The sequence below is a fragment of the Polynucleobacter sp. AP-Feld-500C-C5 genome (assembly GCF_018882265.1).
Taxonomy (GTDB): Bacteria; Pseudomonadota; Gammaproteobacteria; order Burkholderiales; family Burkholderiaceae; genus Polynucleobacter.
Genome location: NZ_JACVOW010000023.1, coordinates 165,627 through 181,100, shown reverse-complemented (window position 1 = coordinate 181,100; position 15,474 = coordinate 165,627). Strand labels below are relative to the sequence as shown.

At 45.0% G+C, this 15,474-nt stretch carries 13 protein-coding genes; 9 read left to right on the top strand and 4 right to left on the bottom strand.

The features are described 5' to 3' along the window. The first annotated feature begins 57 nt into the window (after window positions 1-57). The 8 genes from miaB to ICN21_RS08625 are packed head-to-tail and all read left to right on the top strand — an operon-like array spanning window position 58 to window position 8,675. Window positions 58-1,407 carry a tRNA (N6-isopentenyl adenosine(37)-C2)-methylthiotransferase MiaB gene (miaB, locus tag ICN21_RS08660; RefSeq protein WP_216178121.1) on the top strand — a complete coding sequence of 450 codons (1,350 nt, stop codon included), beginning with the start codon at window positions 58-60 and terminating at the stop codon, window positions 1,405-1,407. Then, the gene (ybeY, locus tag ICN21_RS08655) at window positions 1,397-1,876 is read left to right on the top strand and encodes an rRNA maturation RNase YbeY (RefSeq protein WP_216178120.1); all 480 of its coding nucleotides are present in this window, start codon (window positions 1,397-1,399) and stop codon (window positions 1,874-1,876) included. Before miaB ends, ybeY begins: the two co-directional genes overlap by 11 nt. A 37-nt stretch (window positions 1,877-1,913) precedes the next feature. Further along, window positions 1,914-2,750 carry an HlyC/CorC family transporter gene (locus ICN21_RS08650; protein WP_215319010.1) on the top strand — a complete coding sequence of 279 codons (837 nt, stop codon included), beginning with the start codon at window positions 1,914-1,916 and terminating at the stop codon, window positions 2,748-2,750. A gap of 8 nt (window positions 2,751-2,758) precedes the next feature. Continuing rightward, window positions 2,759-4,285: an apolipoprotein N-acyltransferase gene (lnt, locus tag ICN21_RS08645; protein ID WP_216861677.1), complete on the top strand. Its 1,527-nt coding sequence runs from the start codon at window positions 2,759-2,761 to the stop codon at window positions 4,283-4,285. Between the two features lie 59 nt (window positions 4,286-4,344). Continuing rightward, entirely contained in the window at window positions 4,345-5,229 is an 885-nt protein-coding gene (gene glyQ, locus ICN21_RS08640) for a glycine--tRNA ligase subunit alpha (protein WP_215295854.1), read from the top strand. Continuing rightward, on the top strand, window positions 5,226-7,364 hold the full coding sequence (gene glyS / locus ICN21_RS08635) for a glycine--tRNA ligase subunit beta (protein ID WP_216178119.1): 2,139 nt from the start codon (window positions 5,226-5,228) through the stop codon (window positions 7,362-7,364). The genes glyQ and glyS overlap by 4 nt, the downstream gene beginning before the upstream one ends. Then, a complete protein-coding gene (gene gmhB, locus ICN21_RS08630; protein ID WP_216178118.1) occupies window positions 7,361-7,933 on the top strand; it encodes a D-glycero-beta-D-manno-heptose 1,7-bisphosphate 7-phosphatase in 573 nt (190 codons plus the stop codon). The genes glyS and gmhB overlap by 4 nt, the downstream gene beginning before the upstream one ends. A gap of 7 nt (window positions 7,934-7,940) precedes the next feature. Beyond that, window positions 7,941-8,675 carry a 1-acyl-sn-glycerol-3-phosphate acyltransferase gene (locus ICN21_RS08625; RefSeq protein ID WP_216178117.1) on the top strand — a complete coding sequence of 245 codons (735 nt, stop codon included), beginning with the start codon at window positions 7,941-7,943 and terminating at the stop codon, window positions 8,673-8,675. Window positions 8,676-8,695: 20 nt separating this feature from the next. Here ICN21_RS08625 and rsmA read toward each other — a convergent pair whose 3' ends face one another. The 4 genes from rsmA to ICN21_RS08605 form a co-directional block, all read right to left on the bottom strand. Further along, window positions 8,696-9,472, bottom strand: coding sequence for a 16S rRNA (adenine(1518)-N(6)/adenine(1519)-N(6))-dimethyltransferase RsmA (gene rsmA, locus ICN21_RS08620; protein WP_216178116.1), 777 nt, complete (start codon window positions 9,470-9,472; stop codon window positions 8,696-8,698). 3 nt (window positions 9,473-9,475) lie between these two features. Further along, window positions 9,476-10,492, bottom strand: coding sequence for a 4-hydroxythreonine-4-phosphate dehydrogenase PdxA (pdxA, locus tag ICN21_RS08615; protein ID WP_370624081.1), 1,017 nt, complete (start codon window positions 10,490-10,492; stop codon window positions 9,476-9,478). Then, a complete protein-coding gene (locus tag ICN21_RS08610) occupies window positions 10,458-11,804 on the bottom strand; it encodes a peptidylprolyl isomerase (RefSeq protein WP_255534274.1) in 1,347 nt (448 codons plus the stop codon). Before ICN21_RS08610 ends, pdxA begins: the two co-directional genes overlap by 35 nt. Before the next feature lie 107 nt (window positions 11,805-11,911). Next, entirely contained in the window at window positions 11,912-14,434 is a 2,523-nt protein-coding gene (locus ICN21_RS08605; RefSeq protein WP_216178114.1) for an LPS-assembly protein LptD, read from the bottom strand. A gap of 33 nt (window positions 14,435-14,467) precedes the next feature. Here ICN21_RS08605 and ICN21_RS08600 point away from each other — a divergent pair, with 33 nt between their 5' ends. Further along, window positions 14,468-15,469 carry an aminoglycoside phosphotransferase family protein gene (locus ICN21_RS08600; RefSeq protein ID WP_216178113.1) on the top strand — a complete coding sequence of 334 codons (1,002 nt, stop codon included), beginning with the start codon at window positions 14,468-14,470 and terminating at the stop codon, window positions 15,467-15,469. The last annotated feature ends 5 nt before the right edge of the window (window positions 15,470-15,474 follow it).

The following is a 15,474-nucleotide window of genomic DNA, read 5'->3' as shown; positions in this document are numbered from 1 at the left end:
AGCACTTCCACAGTAAAATCTGAGCTTCGCCCCCAGTTATAAACCTGAGAACGGCATATGAAAAAGCTCTATATCAAAACCTTTGGCTGTCAAATGAACGAGTACGACTCGGGCAAGATGGCAGACCTCCTGCATGCTGATGAAGGCATGGTCATGACAGACTCTCCTGAAGATGCAGATGTCGTGCTCTTAAATACCTGTTCGATTCGAGAAAAAGCGGAAGACAAAGTCTTTTCTGATCTCGGTCGCTTACGCGAGCTTAAAAAAACAAAGCCTGAATTGCTCATCGGAGTTGGCGGTTGCGTAGCTAGCCAAGAAGGTCAACAAATTGTGAGTCGCGCACCCTATGTTGATGTGGTGTTTGGTCCGCAAACTTTACATCGATTAACTGACCTGATTGCGCAACGTCGTAAAACCGGTATTTCTCAGGTGGATATTTCTTTTCCAGAGATAGAAAAGTTTGATCATCTCCCTGCCTCGCGTCAGACTCGGGGCTCTGCCTACGTATCTATAATGGAAGGCTGCTCAAAGTATTGCAGCTATTGTGTCGTTCCCTATACCCGTGGAGAAGAAGTTTCTAGACCATTCGATGATGTACTTGCCGAAGTCGCTGGACTTGCGAGCAAGGGCGTTAAAGAGATTGTCTTGCTTGGCCAAAACGTCAATGCTTACCTTGGCAGAATGGGTCACACAGAAGAGATTGCTGACTTTGCCCTTTTAGTTGAATACATTGCAGAGATTCCTGGAGTTGAACGAATTCGCTTTACTACCAGCCACCCAAAAGAATTTACACAGCGCTTGATTGATGTTTACGCCAAGGTGCCAAAGCTTGTAAGCCACTTACACCTACCAGTGCAACATGCTTCAGACACGATCTTATCCGCAATGAAGCGCGGCTATACAGTCTTGGAATACAAAAGCATTATTCGAAAAATGCGTGCTGTTCGCCCTGACCTCACTTTATCTAGCGATTTCATCGTGGGCTTTCCGGGGGAAACGGATGCAGACTTTGAGAAGCTTTTAAAGATGGTTCGAGAACTCGAATTTGATAACAGCTTTTGCTTCATCTTTAGCCCAAGGCCTGGCACCCCAGCAGCGAACTTAAGTGATGACACTCCTTATGAGGTCAAGCTCAAACGTTTACAAACACTGCTTGCTGTGATCGAAGGCCAAGCTCATCAGATTAGTCAAAAAATGTTGGGCAATACTGAAAAAAAAGTATTAATCGAAGGATTGGCGAAGGACGGGGTCAATTTACAAGGCCGCGCAGAAAATAATCGGGTAATTCACTTTACCGCCCCCAAGCAAGAGATAGAGTCTTTGATTGGTCAAATGGTGGATATTCAAATTACTGAAGTCCTCAACTACACCTTAAGAGGTGAACTGGTAGAAGCTCATGCAAACTAATACCAAATTAAAAACTTCCAAACTCGATATAGAGATTCAGTATACAAGCCCAGCAATTGAATCTGCCTTGGTGAAAGTAGCATCATCTACACTCATCAAAAAATGGGTCAAGGTCACCACGAATAGCGTGGGACTACTAACACTACGGTTTGTGAATGCTGCGGAAGGTAAAAAACTGAATACCGCATATCGTCAAAAAAATTATGCAACCAATGTGCTGACTTTTCCCTACGAGCGCTCTAAAAATAGTGTTGCAGCGGATATTATTTTTTGCCTACCAGTAATCCAAAAAGAGGCCAAAGCACAAGAAAAAACATTGAAAGCACACTTAGCGCATTTAGTAGTTCATGGCTGCCTTCATGCTCAGGGATTTGATCATGAGGCTGAAAAGGACGCTAAAAAGATGGAGGCTATCGAAATCAGCCTTCTTAAAAAATTGGGGTTTCCGAACCCTTATTTAGCGACCTAATTTTTACTCCGACATCTTTCTAAGCTATTCTTGCAATATGCCCGACCCCAAATCCCTATTAGATCGCCTAGCTGATTTTTTATCCCCTCAGCCAACTAGCCCTAGCGAACGCCGTCAAGAACTCATTGAAACGCTGCGCGAAGCACAAACCGAAGGCTTAATTGATGCCGATGCCCTCTCCATGATTGAGGGTGTATTTCAGGTGGGTCAATTGTGCGCGCGAGATATCTTGGTCCCGCGCGCCCAAATCGACTGGATCGATATCAGTCAACCCTTACCTGAAATTGTAAGGATCGCAATTGAAGCAGCTCACTCTCGTTTTCCTGTTTTTGAAGGATCCCGCGACAATGTCATTGGTATCTTGTTAGCCAAAGATTTATTACGTCATTCCACTGAAAAAGATTTTCAGGTGCGTGATTGGTTGCGCCCTGCAGTATTTATTCCCGAATCTAAGCGTTTGAGTGTTCTATTGCGCGACTTCAAAGACAATCGAAATCACTTAGCTGTTGTAGTAGATGAATACAGTGGTATTGCAGGCATCATCACGATCGAAGATGTACTGGAGCAAATTGTTGGTGATATTGAAGATGAGCACGATATCGACGAAGAGGCCGACAATATTATCTCCTTAGATAATGGCGATATTCGCGTTAAAGGTATTACTGAACTTGAGCAACTGAATGAAGCCCTTGGCACGCACTTTGCGGAAGAAGATATCGAAACTGTTGCAGGCCTGGTGATTCAGCACTTAGGGCGCGTTCCCAAGATAGGCGAACTGATTGAGATGAATGACATTGAATTCGAAGTTCAGCGCGCCGATCCACGGCAAATTCATATCCTGCTAGCGCGACAAAAAGCTAAAAAAGCAGACTAAGGACTGGCTTGGTTGATCGGCAATCTTCTAAGCGCAAGAATGCAGTGGCACTGCTGATACTGTTCGTATTGGGTGGATTACTTGCTGGAGCTGCAGAACTACCCTATGGCGGCTGGATTCAAATCCCCCTCCTCAGCGTGATTTGGTGGCAATTAAGAGCGCAAGAATCTGAATCGCTGAAGAAATTTTTTGTGCATGGCCTTGCTTTTGGTCTCGGCTACTTCGTAGTGGGTTTGTGGTGGCTTTATATTAGCCTGCATGATGTCGGCGGCATGAACTCGCTGCTTTCTTGTATGGCTGTATTTTTGCTTTCGGCCTATGTGGCTTTCTATTTTTCTGCTGCCAGCCTATCGATTCGTATTTTCAAAGATTCCAGTCTGCTGGGATTTTTCTTGGCATCGAGCTGGGTGATCAGCGAGTATCTGCGCGGTGAAATATTTACTGGCTTTCCTTGGATGGGGCTAGCTGAGAGCCAAGTCAATGGCCCCTTTGCTTCGATTGCGCCTTATTTAGGCGGGCTGGGATGTACTTTTTTAACTGTATACACCTCCTGGCAATTACTACGACTCAAAAAAGCTTTTTTCACGAGCACAGCATCAATAGCTTTGCTTACCTTGATCACCAGCCTGTCTAGTCTATGGAGTTTTACTCAGCCGACCGGCCAACCTATTACAGTTCAGTTGATACAAGGAAACTTTGCGCAAAGTTTGATTTTTCGACCAGAAGGTGTGCTAAAGCAGATTCAGTTTTATGAAAACTCTATATACCAATCACGCGCGCAACTGATTGTTGCTCCTGAGACTGCATTTCCGTGGCCAGAAAATAATCTGCCAGCCCATCTCATTGAAAACTTACAGAACTTTTCTAATCAAACGGGCAGTAATTTACTTTTTGGAGTGATTGGAAGAAATCCAATCCCCAACGATGGTAGAGAATATTCAAATCGTGCTTTGGGGCTTTCACCCGAATCAAAATCTTATCGCTATGACAAAGATCACCTAGTCCCCTTTGGTGAATTTATTCCCCCTGGCTTTCGCTGGTTTGTAAATGCCTTTAGTGTTCCCTTAAGTGATTTCGCTAGAGGCGGAAATGATCAAGCTCATTTCACTATTACTCGCAAAGACCAAGCTGCACTGCATGCCGCAATCACAATTTGCTACGAGGATGTCTTTGGTGGCGAGCTTGTAAGTCGTATCCGCAATAATTCTGAGCCCACAAATCTCTTAATCAACTTAACCAACCTTGCATGGTTTGGTAAATCTCAAGCACCTGCCCAACAATTAAGACTATCGCAATTACGCTCTCTCGAAACGGGGTTACCTGCTCTACGAGCGACAAACACCGGCATCAGCTCCGTCTTAGGTCCTGATGGCAAAGTACTGCAATCACTTCCAGAATTTACCCAAGCAAGCTTAAGCACCCAAGTTCAAGCCTATGCTGGAAAAACACCTTTTGTTGTTTGGGGAAATTTCCCAATTTTGAGCATTTCGTGCCTCCTCTTGATCTGGGCCTTTATTCGCCATAGACGTTTTTAGTCTTTTTTAACTCTGCGGCGCCCTAGCCATGTAAAATCAATGGCTTAGCCAGGTTAAACATGCTTACTTTTCAGCAAATCATTCTCAAACTTCAAGATTATTGGGACCAACAAGGTTGTGCCCTATTACAACCCATTGACCTTGAGGTGGGCGCAGGCACATCCCATACCGCTACTTTCCTCAGAGCCATTGGTCCAGAACCCTGGAAAGCTGCCTATGTTCAGCCATCCCGCAGACCTAAGGACGGTCGTTATGGCGAGAACCCAAATCGCTTGCAACACTACTATCAATATCAAGTTGTTCTTAAGCCAGCCCCAGAAAATATTCTTGAGCTCTACTTGGGATCCCTATCTGCCCTTGGTCTTGATCTAAAAGAAAATGACATTCGCTTTGTAGAGGATGATTGGGAGAACCCAACGCTAGGTGCGTGGGGTTTGGGCTGGGAAGTTTGGCTCAATGGCATGGAAGTAACGCAATTCACCTATTTTCAGCAAGTAGGCGGCTTAGATTGCAAGCCCGTCTTAGGCGAAATCACTTATGGAATCGAGCGCCTGGCAATGTACATTCAAAATTGCTCAAACGTGTACGACCTTGTTTGGGCTGAAGGCATCTCTTATGGCGATGTTTATCACCAGAATGAAGTAGAGCAATCTTGCTACAACTTTGAGCACTCCAATACCGATCTGCTGTTTGCAAACTTCAGTAATTATGAAAGTGAAGCAAAACGCTTGATGGAAGTGCCCTTAGCATTACCTGCTTATGAGATGGTGCTGAAAGCAGCGCATACCTTCAACCTCTTGGATGCAAGGGGTGCCATCTCTGTTACGGAACGTGCTGCCTATATCGGTCGGATTCGAAATCTATCCCGCGCAGTTGCGCAAGCCTATTTTGAATCCCGAGAAAAACTTGGCTTTCCAATGTGTCAACACCAGTCTAAAGTATGAGCACATCACATTCAAACTCTCAATCAGCTAACTTATTAATTGAGGTCTTTACAGAAGAGTTGCCACCAAAATCCTTACGTCGTTTGGGCGAGGCTTTCAGTGACGGTATTTTTGCTCACCTAAAATCCGCCAATCTAACAACGGACGACTCCGCTGTTACAAGCTTTGCTACTCCGCGTCGTTTAGCAGTTCAGATTAGCCATGTGCTTAGTCAGGCAGAAGACTATCCAATAAGAGAGAAGCTGCTTCCCACCAGCATTGCTTATGACCCTGAGGGTAAAGCAACCCCTCCGCTACTTAAAAAATTAGCGGCACTTGGATATACAGATATTGTTCTAGCCACTTTAGAAAAATCAGGTGAAGGTAAGAATGAGGCTCTTTACCTTAACGTAATAGCCAAGGGTGCAGCACTTGAAAAAACGGCACAAACTGCGCTTGAGCAAACACTCAGTAAATTACCGATTGCCAAAATGATGCGCTATCAAGTGCAACAAAAAAATGGCGAATTAGCAGATGTTCAATTTGCTCGCCCTGCCCATAGCATGATTGCCTTGCATGGCAACACTGTTCTTAAAATACATGGTCTAGGTATTGAAGCTAGCAATCAAACTGAGGGTCATCGCTTCCTAGCGCCTGGCACTCTCAGTATTAGTGCTGCAGATCAATATCAAAAAGATCTTGAAAGTAAAGCTAAGGTTATCCCAAGCTTCAATAAACGTCGCAGCCAAATTGAAGCTGCTCTTTTGAAAGCTGCTGGTGAAGATCTAGTCTTAATGCCTGATAGTCTGCTAGATGAAGTCACTGCCCTCGTTGAATGGCCAGCCATTTATGAATGCCGGTTTGACCAAGAGTTCTTAGAGGTTCCTCAGGAATGCTTGATCCTCACCATGCAGACCAATCAAAAATACTTTGCCCTGACAGATAAGCAAGGTAAATTGCGCAATCGCTTTTTGATTGTCTCCAACATTGAAACGACTACACCAGAGGCTATCATCTCTGGTAATGAACGCGTTGTTCGTCCTCGCCTTTCTGATGCACGCTTTTTCTTCCAGCAAGACCAAAAACGCTCATTAGCTTCTCGAGTTGCTGATTTAGGTAAGGTGGTTTATCAAAATCAGCTAGGTAATCAACTCGATCGCACTAAGCGCGTTCAAGGTATTGCTACTGGTATCGCCAAAAAAATAAGCGCTGATGAGAAGCTAGCTCGTCGCGCAGCTGAAATCGCTAAGACAGACTTACTCACCGATATGGTTGGTGAGTTCCCGGAACTCCAAGGCATCATGGGTCGTTACTATGCAACGCATGACGGCGAAAATACTGAGGTGGCAGCTGCTTGTAGCGAGCACTATATGCCACGCTTTGCAGGCGATGCACTTCCCCTGACACAGACTGGCACGATTCTTGCGATTGCAGATAAATTAGAAACCCTAGTTGGTATTTGGGGTGTAGGTTTAGCGCCAACTGGCGATAAAGACCCATATGCATTGCGTCGTCATGCACTAGGTATTTGCCGCTTGCTCTTAGAGAAGAATCTTGCCTTAAGCCTACCGGATATCATTGAGCTCGCACGCTCACAGTTTTCTCAGAAAGATGTGCAAGAGAAAGCCAAAGCAGCGGATATTTATGAATTCATCATCGATCGCCTACGCGCATACTTGCGCGACCAATCAGTTGCTGGGAAACCATTTACTAGCGCAGAAATTGATGCTGTTCTAAGTCAATCACCAGCTCAGATTAATGATCTGATTGAGCGCTTAAGTGCACTTCGTGAATTTAATGCTCTACCGCAGGCGGCGCAATTAGCTGCTGCCAATAAACGTATCAGCAATATTCTCAAAAAAACCACCACAGATATTTCTGTAAACTGCTCAGATAAGCTCTTGCAAATTCCAGCTGAGATTACTCTACATCAAGCATTAGAGGCCATAACACCAGCCCTGAATGCGGCCTATGAAAAGCGCCAATTTGTAGAGCTCTTAAAAGCACTTGTCGCTTTAAGTAAGCCGATTGATCAGTTCTTTGCAGATGTGATGGTGATGGATCCCAATCCCGAGCTGCGCGATAACCGCTTGGCGCTCCTGCAACAACTTCACCAGAAAATGAATCTCGTTGCCGATCTCGGCAAACTAGCATGAGCACTAGCTCTTCGAAACTCATTATTCTCGATCGCGACGGCGTGATTAATGAAGATCGTGACGACTACGTTAAATCTGTAAATGAGTGGGTACCACTTCCCGGCAGCCTCGAGGCTATTGCCCTACTCAATCAAGCAGGCTATCAAATTGCAGTTGCGACCAACCAATCTGGATTAGCAAGAGGTTATTTTGCGATTACCGATTTGCATGCGATGCATAGCAAAATGGAAAAACTGCTGCAACCTTTGGGCGGAAGCATCGACAGCATTTTCTTTTGCCCACACACCGATGCCCATGGATGCGATTGCCGCAAGCCAGCGCCTGGCCTCATGAAAGAGATTGCCCTGCGCTATAAAAGAGCGAGTAGCAATCAACCTTTATTGGGCGTTCCTATTGTGGGCGATTCCTTGCGAGATCTTCAGGCAGGAATTGCATTGGGCGCATCACCCCATTTAGTCCTCACAGGCAAGGGGCAAAAGACGCTTGCAACAGGTGGTTTGCCTGAAGGCACTCAAATTCATGCCGATTTGATGGCTTTTGCAACTACACTGCTAGAAAACCAAGTCTAGGATATTGATGGTCTTTGTTCGCTCAACCCTATTTGCCCTGTTTTTACTGATCTTCACCCCAATTTGGTCAGTGCTTTGCATGTTGGCATTTCCTTTCTTGAGCCCTGAAAATCGCTATCGCTTTATTGGACTTTGGAACAAGGTTGTGATTTGGTTGCTTTGGCATCTCTGTGATGTTCATTATGAAATTCGCGGCATGGAACATATGCATGCAGTGCTAGATCAGCCAGTAGTGATCCTTAGCAAGCACCAATCTGCTTACGAGACTATTGCTTATATTGCCTTGCTTCCCAAACAGCTTTGCTTTGTATTCAAGCGAGAATTGCTTTGGATCCCATTTTTTGGCTGGGCCTTAGCTTTACTCAAGATGATTCATATCAATCGTGCCAATAAACAAACGGCGGCTCTATCTGTCGCAAGCCAAGGACGTAAACGCCTTAGCGAAGGTAAATGGATCATGCTATTTCCAGAGGGCACTCGAACGCCAAGAGGCTCAACCAAGCCCTATCGCAAAGGTGGGGCTCGGCTAGCTAGCGCAACTGGAGCATTGGTTATTCCTATTGCTCACAATGCCGGTAGCTGCTGGCCCAAGAATAGCTTTCTAAAAAAACCCGGTACTGTGATTTTTTCAATTGGTCCGGCAATTACTTCCGAAAGCAAGTCTGGGGAGCAGTTACAACAAGAAGTTGAAGGTTGGATTGAAACTGAAATGCGCGTCATTGATCCGAGCGCTTATAAATGATCCACTTGTACCAACTTCATTTAAGCGGCTAAGAGCTTAGCCCACTCTATATAGCGATTAACTGAAATATCTTGAGCCCTAGCTTTGAGCTCTCCCTCACTTAATTTCAAGCGATCAGCAAAAGCATGCAAATTCGTGCGCAACATTTTTCTCCTCTGCGCAAAAGCTGCAGCCACTACTTGCTCTAGTGCATTCCATTGAGACAGAGTCAAGCTGAAATCTTTTCTAGGAATCATCCGCACCACAGCAGAATTGACTTTAGGTGCTGGATCAAATGCCTCGGGCGGGACTTCTAATACTAATTCCATGTGGTAGCGAGCCTGCAGCATCACAGAAAGCCTACTAAAGTCAGAACTACCGGCATGAGCAACCATTCTCTCGACGACTTCTGCTTGCAGCATAAAAACCTGCTCGTCGATATGCGCTGCCGCTGACACCAAATGAAAAAGTAGTGGTGAAGAAATGTTATAGGGCAAATTACCGACTACCTTGCATAGGCCTTTTTTTCCTAAATGATTCTGGGACCATTCAATAAAATTAAATTTGAGCGCATCACCTTCTATGACCCTTAAACCCTTGAGATTTTCTTGATTCCAATAAGCTACTAAGTCTCGATCAATCTCTAATAAATCCAGTTGGTCGAGATTACTCAGTAAAGGTCTAGTTAAAGCGCCCAGGCCAGGCCCAATCTCAATCACATACATATCTGGGCTGGGATTAATTAAAGCCACTATGGAATAAATAATGCCTTGATCTTGTAAGAAATTCTGACCAAATCGTTTACGTGCACGATGCATGAATCAACTTTTTTCTTTTTGATTGAGGGCTACTTGGTAGGCTAATCGCAAGGCCTCCAACATAGATCCAGGATCTGCAATACCTTTGCCAGCAATATCTAAAGCCGTGCCATGATCCACTGAAGTGCGAATGATAGGCAAACCTAATGTGACATTGACGCCACCGCCAAAGGTAACAAATTTAAATGGCGCCAAACCTTGATCGTGGTATATCGCAATAAAGGCATCAACACTTTCTAATGATGCTGGATCAAACATGGTGTCACCCGGATAAGGGCCAGAAACATCGATACCAAGCCTTTTAGCAGTCTCAATTGCAGGGCCGATGACGTCGATTTCCTCGCGACCCAAATAACCTGACTCACCAGCATGTGGGTTCAATCCTGCAACACGTATTACCGGACTCGAAATACCAAACTTTGTACGTAAATCATGCTGCACTATCTGAATAGTTTCAAGCACGAGCTCTTGGGTTAATGCGGCAGAGACCGCTTGTAATGGTAGGTGGGTGGTAGCAAGCGCTACTCGCAAGTCTCTAGGCTCCTTCAAATTGAAGAAGCTCTTAGGAAGAGTGGCACAAAGCATCATCACCACATGCGGCGCCTTACACCGCTCTGCTAAATATTCGGTATGGCCTGTAAATGGCGTGCCTGCCAAATTAATCGCACTCTTTTGAATGGGTGCAGTAACCATGGCATCGAAACGCCCACTTAAGCATCCATCAATAGCCTCATTCAAATTATTGATCACGTATTGAGCATTCCGTGGGTTTACGACACCCTGAACAACTGGCTCTGAAAGAGGAATACTCTGAATTTTTAAACGCGCAGATAAATCAATGGGGCCTTGAGAAACTAACTTTAGCAAGTCAGCATCACCCAATAAGGTAATCACTGCACTCGGCTGTTCAGTCAAAAACTGCTGCGCAGCCGCTACCGAAATCTCGGGTCCAATACCGGCTGGCTCGCCAGTAGTGATAGCTAAATTAACGTGGGTCGCTACTTGCAGCATCATCTGCATTCAAGATTTTGACAGTTGCCGTATCTCTTAGCTCACGTAACCAATCCTGATAGGCTTGCTCAAATTTTCTTTCCCGAATCGCAGCACGGGCAAATTGACGTTGCTTTTCAACAGTCAGCTGGGCTTCACGTCGTTCCAAGACTTGAATGAGATGCCAACCAAACTCAGTCTTTACTGGGTTACTCACTTCACCAATTTGCAAACGATTCATCGCTTGCTCAAACTCCGGAACCAAGTCTCCCGGCCCCATCCAACCTAGATCTCCACCATTTGGGGCAGAACCATCTTCTGAAAACTTTTTTGCTAACTCACCAAAATCTGCAGTCTTTGCGCGCACTTGATCGCGATACCCAGCAAGACGTCGCTCTGCATCTTGATCAGATAAACCAGCACGATTGCGCAATAAGATATGTCGCGACAATGTTTGTGTAATAGGAATATTTTGCGGCGAGCTAGTTGAAGCCTCCTGTGGGGCTGCTTGCTGCTGTGGATTTGCGCTGACGACTGCAGCCCTACGATCCAATACTTTTAGCACATGGTATCCCGCAGGGCTTTTAACCACTGCATTGGCGACTTGGCCGCCACCAGTATTTCGAATCGCCTCATAAAATAGTTGAGGCAACCTATCGGAAGTTCGATAACCTAAATCCTGAAACTTAATTTTAGGATTGTCTTTGGCTGCCAAGGCGCCTAATTGCAAAAAATCCATATCTCCTTTGGCATCGCGCAATAACTGCTCAGCCTTCTTTTTTACCTCAGCCTGAGCGCCAACGCCCGCTGAAGCATCAACTGGAATAAAAATCTGTGCCACATCAATTTCTTCTGCTTCGCCTTTAGCAGCAGGGGTTGAGCGGGGCGCTCCACCACCAACAGCACGGGTTCTCTCACCAATGAAATTATCAATTTCAGCATCAGAGATTTTAATCTTCCCCTCTACTTCACGTTCACGATATCGGCTAACGATAATATCGTCACGTAACATCTGTTTATATTTCTCAAATGAGGTACCGGATGCAACTACCTTCTCTTTAAATTCTGCATAACTAAGTTTATTTTTTGCAGCAATATCACCAATAATTTTATCGAGCTCTTTGTTAGTGACAACGACACCCTCTTGCTCGGCATTTTGCAGCTGAATTTTCTCAATAATGAGCCGCTCAAGAATAACTTTACGAATTGATCCATCATCAGGCAACTTGGCGCCCTGCTTTTTAAGGGCTGTAATTCGATCATCAATTTCTTTGCGAGTGACATAACCAGTATTGACGACGGCAGCTACGCCATCAATATTTCGGATTTTGCTATCCGCCAATATATTTGCTTTTGATGCGTCTTGAGCACTAGCAATCCCTCCAACAAGAGATATCCCAAAAAAAATCACCGGATAAATAAAAGGTTTCAACCTAATTCTGCAAAGCGTCATTGATAATTCTCATATATGGATGGTGGGATGGGCTTTGAAGTTGGCATGTATCCAGGAACATTTAACTTCATAATATCAACTGGATTACTTCCGGCGCTAGCAAAGCCCCTAAATTCGATCTGAAATAGCACTTGAGTGGTTGTTATGGTCGAAGTATTCAAAGCTTGAGAATAAGCCCCCCGGAAAGTCCAGCAATCTCGCGTCCACTCCAAACCTACCAAAGTATTTAATGTTCTAGTTGTCAAGGCATCATAACCCCACCGACCCAACACAGAAACTTCGCGTGTAACCGGCCATTGACCAGAAATATTGTATTGATCGGTAGTGGTAGCAGACGGTGTAGCAGTTTGATTATTTTGAGACGATGCTTGTATTGGTGGCGACCAAACATTGCGGTAACCAAAATTAAGACTTCTGCCAGGAGTTGGTCGCCAACTTCCTCCAACCGTAGTCTGAACAAAGCGATTTAATTGCGTATTGTATTGACCAAACATATCCGCACTGAAGTTACCAAGCAGACGCACCGAAGCTGAACCCAGAGTATCAGAATAAGTAGTTGGATTGGCAATGTTGCCATTTAAGCCAACTTTCTGTCCCGTAAACTGCTGCTTTTGTGCCAGTGTCACATTAGCGCGCTCAGCACCGGAATAGGCTTCAATCATGCGACTGGTTAAACCCAATGTCGCCGCATTGGAATCTGCAACACGGTCATTACCAATAAAGGTATTGGCTGTGAAAATTTGCGAAACGCCAAAACCTGCATCAGCAGTATCGAAGACTGGCGTATTAGCCTGACTTTGATATGGAGTAAAAGCATAAAACGCTCTTGGCTCCATGGTTAGTAACATATCGCGGCCGAAGAAACCCTTCAGCTCAGAGGCTTCTCTCTCAAATGCCAACCCAGAATCTAAACTAAAGGTTGGAATCGTAAACCCCTGCGCATTGGGAACGCTTCCTGATACATAAGGTGTGGCGTTATAAGTATTAGATTGAAAACTCACAGTGGGCGTAATGTAATAACCAGGGGTGATCTGTGGCAGGGCTAGCGCCCCTTTTAATACCGTTCTATCTGCCTGGGTATAAGCGCCTGGAGGAGGCGCATTAAAGTTACTCCCCAAAGCATAAGCAAAGCGGGTGTAGTCAGTCGAAAATGTTGACTTTGGCCCAGTCGGTAGAGCTAAATACTTTCCGCTTGCATCTGATACCACTGGACTCAGTTGACTGTTATAGGCAGCAGTGATATTCGGCAATACGTTGTATGGCGCCTGCACTAAATTATTGGGATCTGGTTGCAACGTTTGAAAACTAGCTGCTTTAGCGCCAACCGTCCAATTACTTAATTCACCAGTTAACTGTTTGGTAGTGCCAAGCTCTTGACGAAACTGACTGGTAACTTGCCCAGCAATACTTTGCGAAAAGTCAGTTGGATATAAGCTATCAGAGACTCTAGCCATATTTGCATATCCGCTCCATGAGCCCGGTAACGGGGCGCCGCCGGGTCCAACGCCACCCAAAAATACTTGTCTTTGTTGCCAATCGTATTTCCAACGATTAGTACCCGTCTGTTTGTCATAAGGTAAATATTCTCCCGTTGCTATGCCTGAATATTCCCTATCCAAGAATCGGTAAGAAGCGCCCAACATAAATCCGCGGTGGTTCATTTCGCGAGGCAATAAAAGTAAGTCACGATTTGGCGCGATATTGACGTAATAAGGCTGAGTGATATCTAAACCATTATTTTTGTTATAACCAACGACCGGAGCCAATAATCCCGAACGACGTTGTCCACCAGTTGGGGCAGTGAAATAAGGTAAATAAGCAATTGGTACGTCGAAGAAACGCATCACTCCATGTGTACCAACCATTTCTTTTTGTTCGTTGTCAATCTCCAAAGTACTTGCCGTGAAATACCAATCCATATTTTCTGGAGTACACGTAGTGTAAGTAGCTTTATCAAAAACAAAAATGTCAGTATTTTCAATTATTAATTTTTTTGCTGTGCCATTTCCACGAGTATCTCTAATCTCATAGGCAGGAGTATCCATGGAGCCCTCGCGAGCATCAACCCTAAATTGTCCCTTAGGCCCTTTAAAGGAAGTATTGCCTTTGGATAACTCTGCATTACCAAGCAAGTCTGCAATATCAGTATCTGGGTTGTATGTGATTTCGTCGGCTTTTAGAACAGCGCCATTGCGACGCATTTGCGCGCGTCCTTTCAGATGCATGTCGCGCTCAACCACACCATCAATCACATCACTAGAAGTAAAGGTAAGTGCTTCCCCATCGGAAATTGGCTTGCCTACTCGCAATTGATCATCTAGCTTGAGAACAGTCACATTTCCACGATCTGGTAAGAGCGTGAAATTTTGTGTCGCTTGTGAAACTGGGGGCAGTGCAGCAGGAGCTTGTGCTCTTGTCAGAAGCGCAACTTGAAGCAATATCGCCCCCAACATTACGCGCAGGGTGATGGCTAAAAAAAGAGGGGCGCAAAGGCCGGCGCGACGGCGATAATGACTCATGGATCCAGACCCGCCTTATTATACGAATCGACCATGACTGACGTTCGCTTAAATACCCTTCGAAGCTGGCTAAAAGCCCTGCAGCCTAGCTGGCAATTAGATCTTGATACCTTGGCGCCGGCCTCGGCGGATGCCAGCTTTAGGCGCTATTTTCGGGTTAAGTCAAAAAACTCAGACCTTGCCAGCCTAATCATTATGGATGCCCCTCCCCAGCACGAGCCCTTGGATGCCTTTATCAAGCTTGATTTTTTGCTCTCCGAGGCAGGTCTAAATGTGCCTAAAATTTTGGAACAAAACACTGCTGAAGGCTTTCTTCTCCTAGGCGATCTTGGTAATAAAACATACCTGAGCGAACTAAGCGATAAAACAGCAAACCACCTTTATCGGGGTGCAACAGAAGCATTAGTGAAAATGCAGTTAGCAAGTAAGCCAGACGTTCTACCAAACTATGACCAAGCACTCTTGCAACGTGAATTAGATTTATTTCCAGAGTGGTATTTGAATAAACATCTTGGCATGAAATTAACAGAGCCGCAACAAGGACAGCTCGAGAAAATATTCGAGCTCATCCTTGAGAATAATCTTGCGCAAGCTAAGGTCTATGTACATCGCGATTATCATTCTCGCAACCTTATGGTGACCGAAGAAAATAGTCCTGGCGTGTTAGATTTTCAAGATGCGGTGTATGGTCCCATTACTTATGATGCTGCTTCCTTATGGCGCGATGCATATATCGCCTGGCCAGAAGAAAAAGTGATTGATTGGGTGATTAAATTTTGGGAAGAAGGTCGTAAAGCCGGGCTACTAATGCCAGATGATTTCGGGCAGTTCTATCGCGACTTTGAATGGATGGGCTTGCAGCGTCATCTCAAAGTTCTCGGAATCTTTGCCAGACTCTTTCATCGTGATGGTAAAGACGGTTATCTCAAAGATATTCCTTTGGTATTGGAATATGCGATTGCCACCGCAAATCGTTATATTGAGCTAAAACCATTGGCACGGATTTTAGAATCTACGCGCACCCTTAAAGAATAAGTTGC

Excerpts from the sequence above, each read along its gene's own strand:
- gmhB (WP_216178118.1), top strand. The coding sequence starts at position 7,361 with ATGAGCACTAGCTCTTCGAAACTCATTATTCTCGATCGCGACGGCGTG.
- ybeY (WP_216178120.1), top strand. The coding sequence starts at position 1,397 with ATGCAAACTAATACCAAATTAAAAACTTCCAAACTCGATATAGAGATT.
- pdxA (WP_370624081.1), bottom strand. The coding sequence starts at position 10,492 with ATGCAGATGATGCTGCAAGTAGCGACCCACGTTAATTTAGCTATCACT.
- ICN21_RS08650 (WP_215319010.1), top strand. The coding sequence starts at position 1,914 with ATGCCCGACCCCAAATCCCTATTAGATCGCCTAGCTGATTTTTTATCC.
- glyS (WP_216178119.1), top strand. The coding sequence starts at position 5,226 with ATGAGCACATCACATTCAAACTCTCAATCAGCTAACTTATTAATTGAG.
- miaB (WP_216178121.1), top strand. The coding sequence starts at position 58 with ATGAAAAAGCTCTATATCAAAACCTTTGGCTGTCAAATGAACGAGTAC.
- ICN21_RS08605 (WP_216178114.1), bottom strand. The coding sequence starts at position 14,434 with ATGAGTCATTATCGCCGTCGCGCCGGCCTTTGCGCCCCTCTTTTTTTA.
- glyQ (WP_215295854.1), top strand. The coding sequence starts at position 4,345 with ATGCTTACTTTTCAGCAAATCATTCTCAAACTTCAAGATTATTGGGAC.
- ICN21_RS08600 (WP_216178113.1), top strand. The coding sequence starts at position 14,468 with ATGACTGACGTTCGCTTAAATACCCTTCGAAGCTGGCTAAAAGCCCTG.
- ICN21_RS08625 (WP_216178117.1), top strand. The coding sequence starts at position 7,941 with ATGGTCTTTGTTCGCTCAACCCTATTTGCCCTGTTTTTACTGATCTTC.
- rsmA (WP_216178116.1), bottom strand. The coding sequence starts at position 9,472 with ATGCATCGTGCACGTAAACGATTTGGTCAGAATTTCTTACAAGATCAA.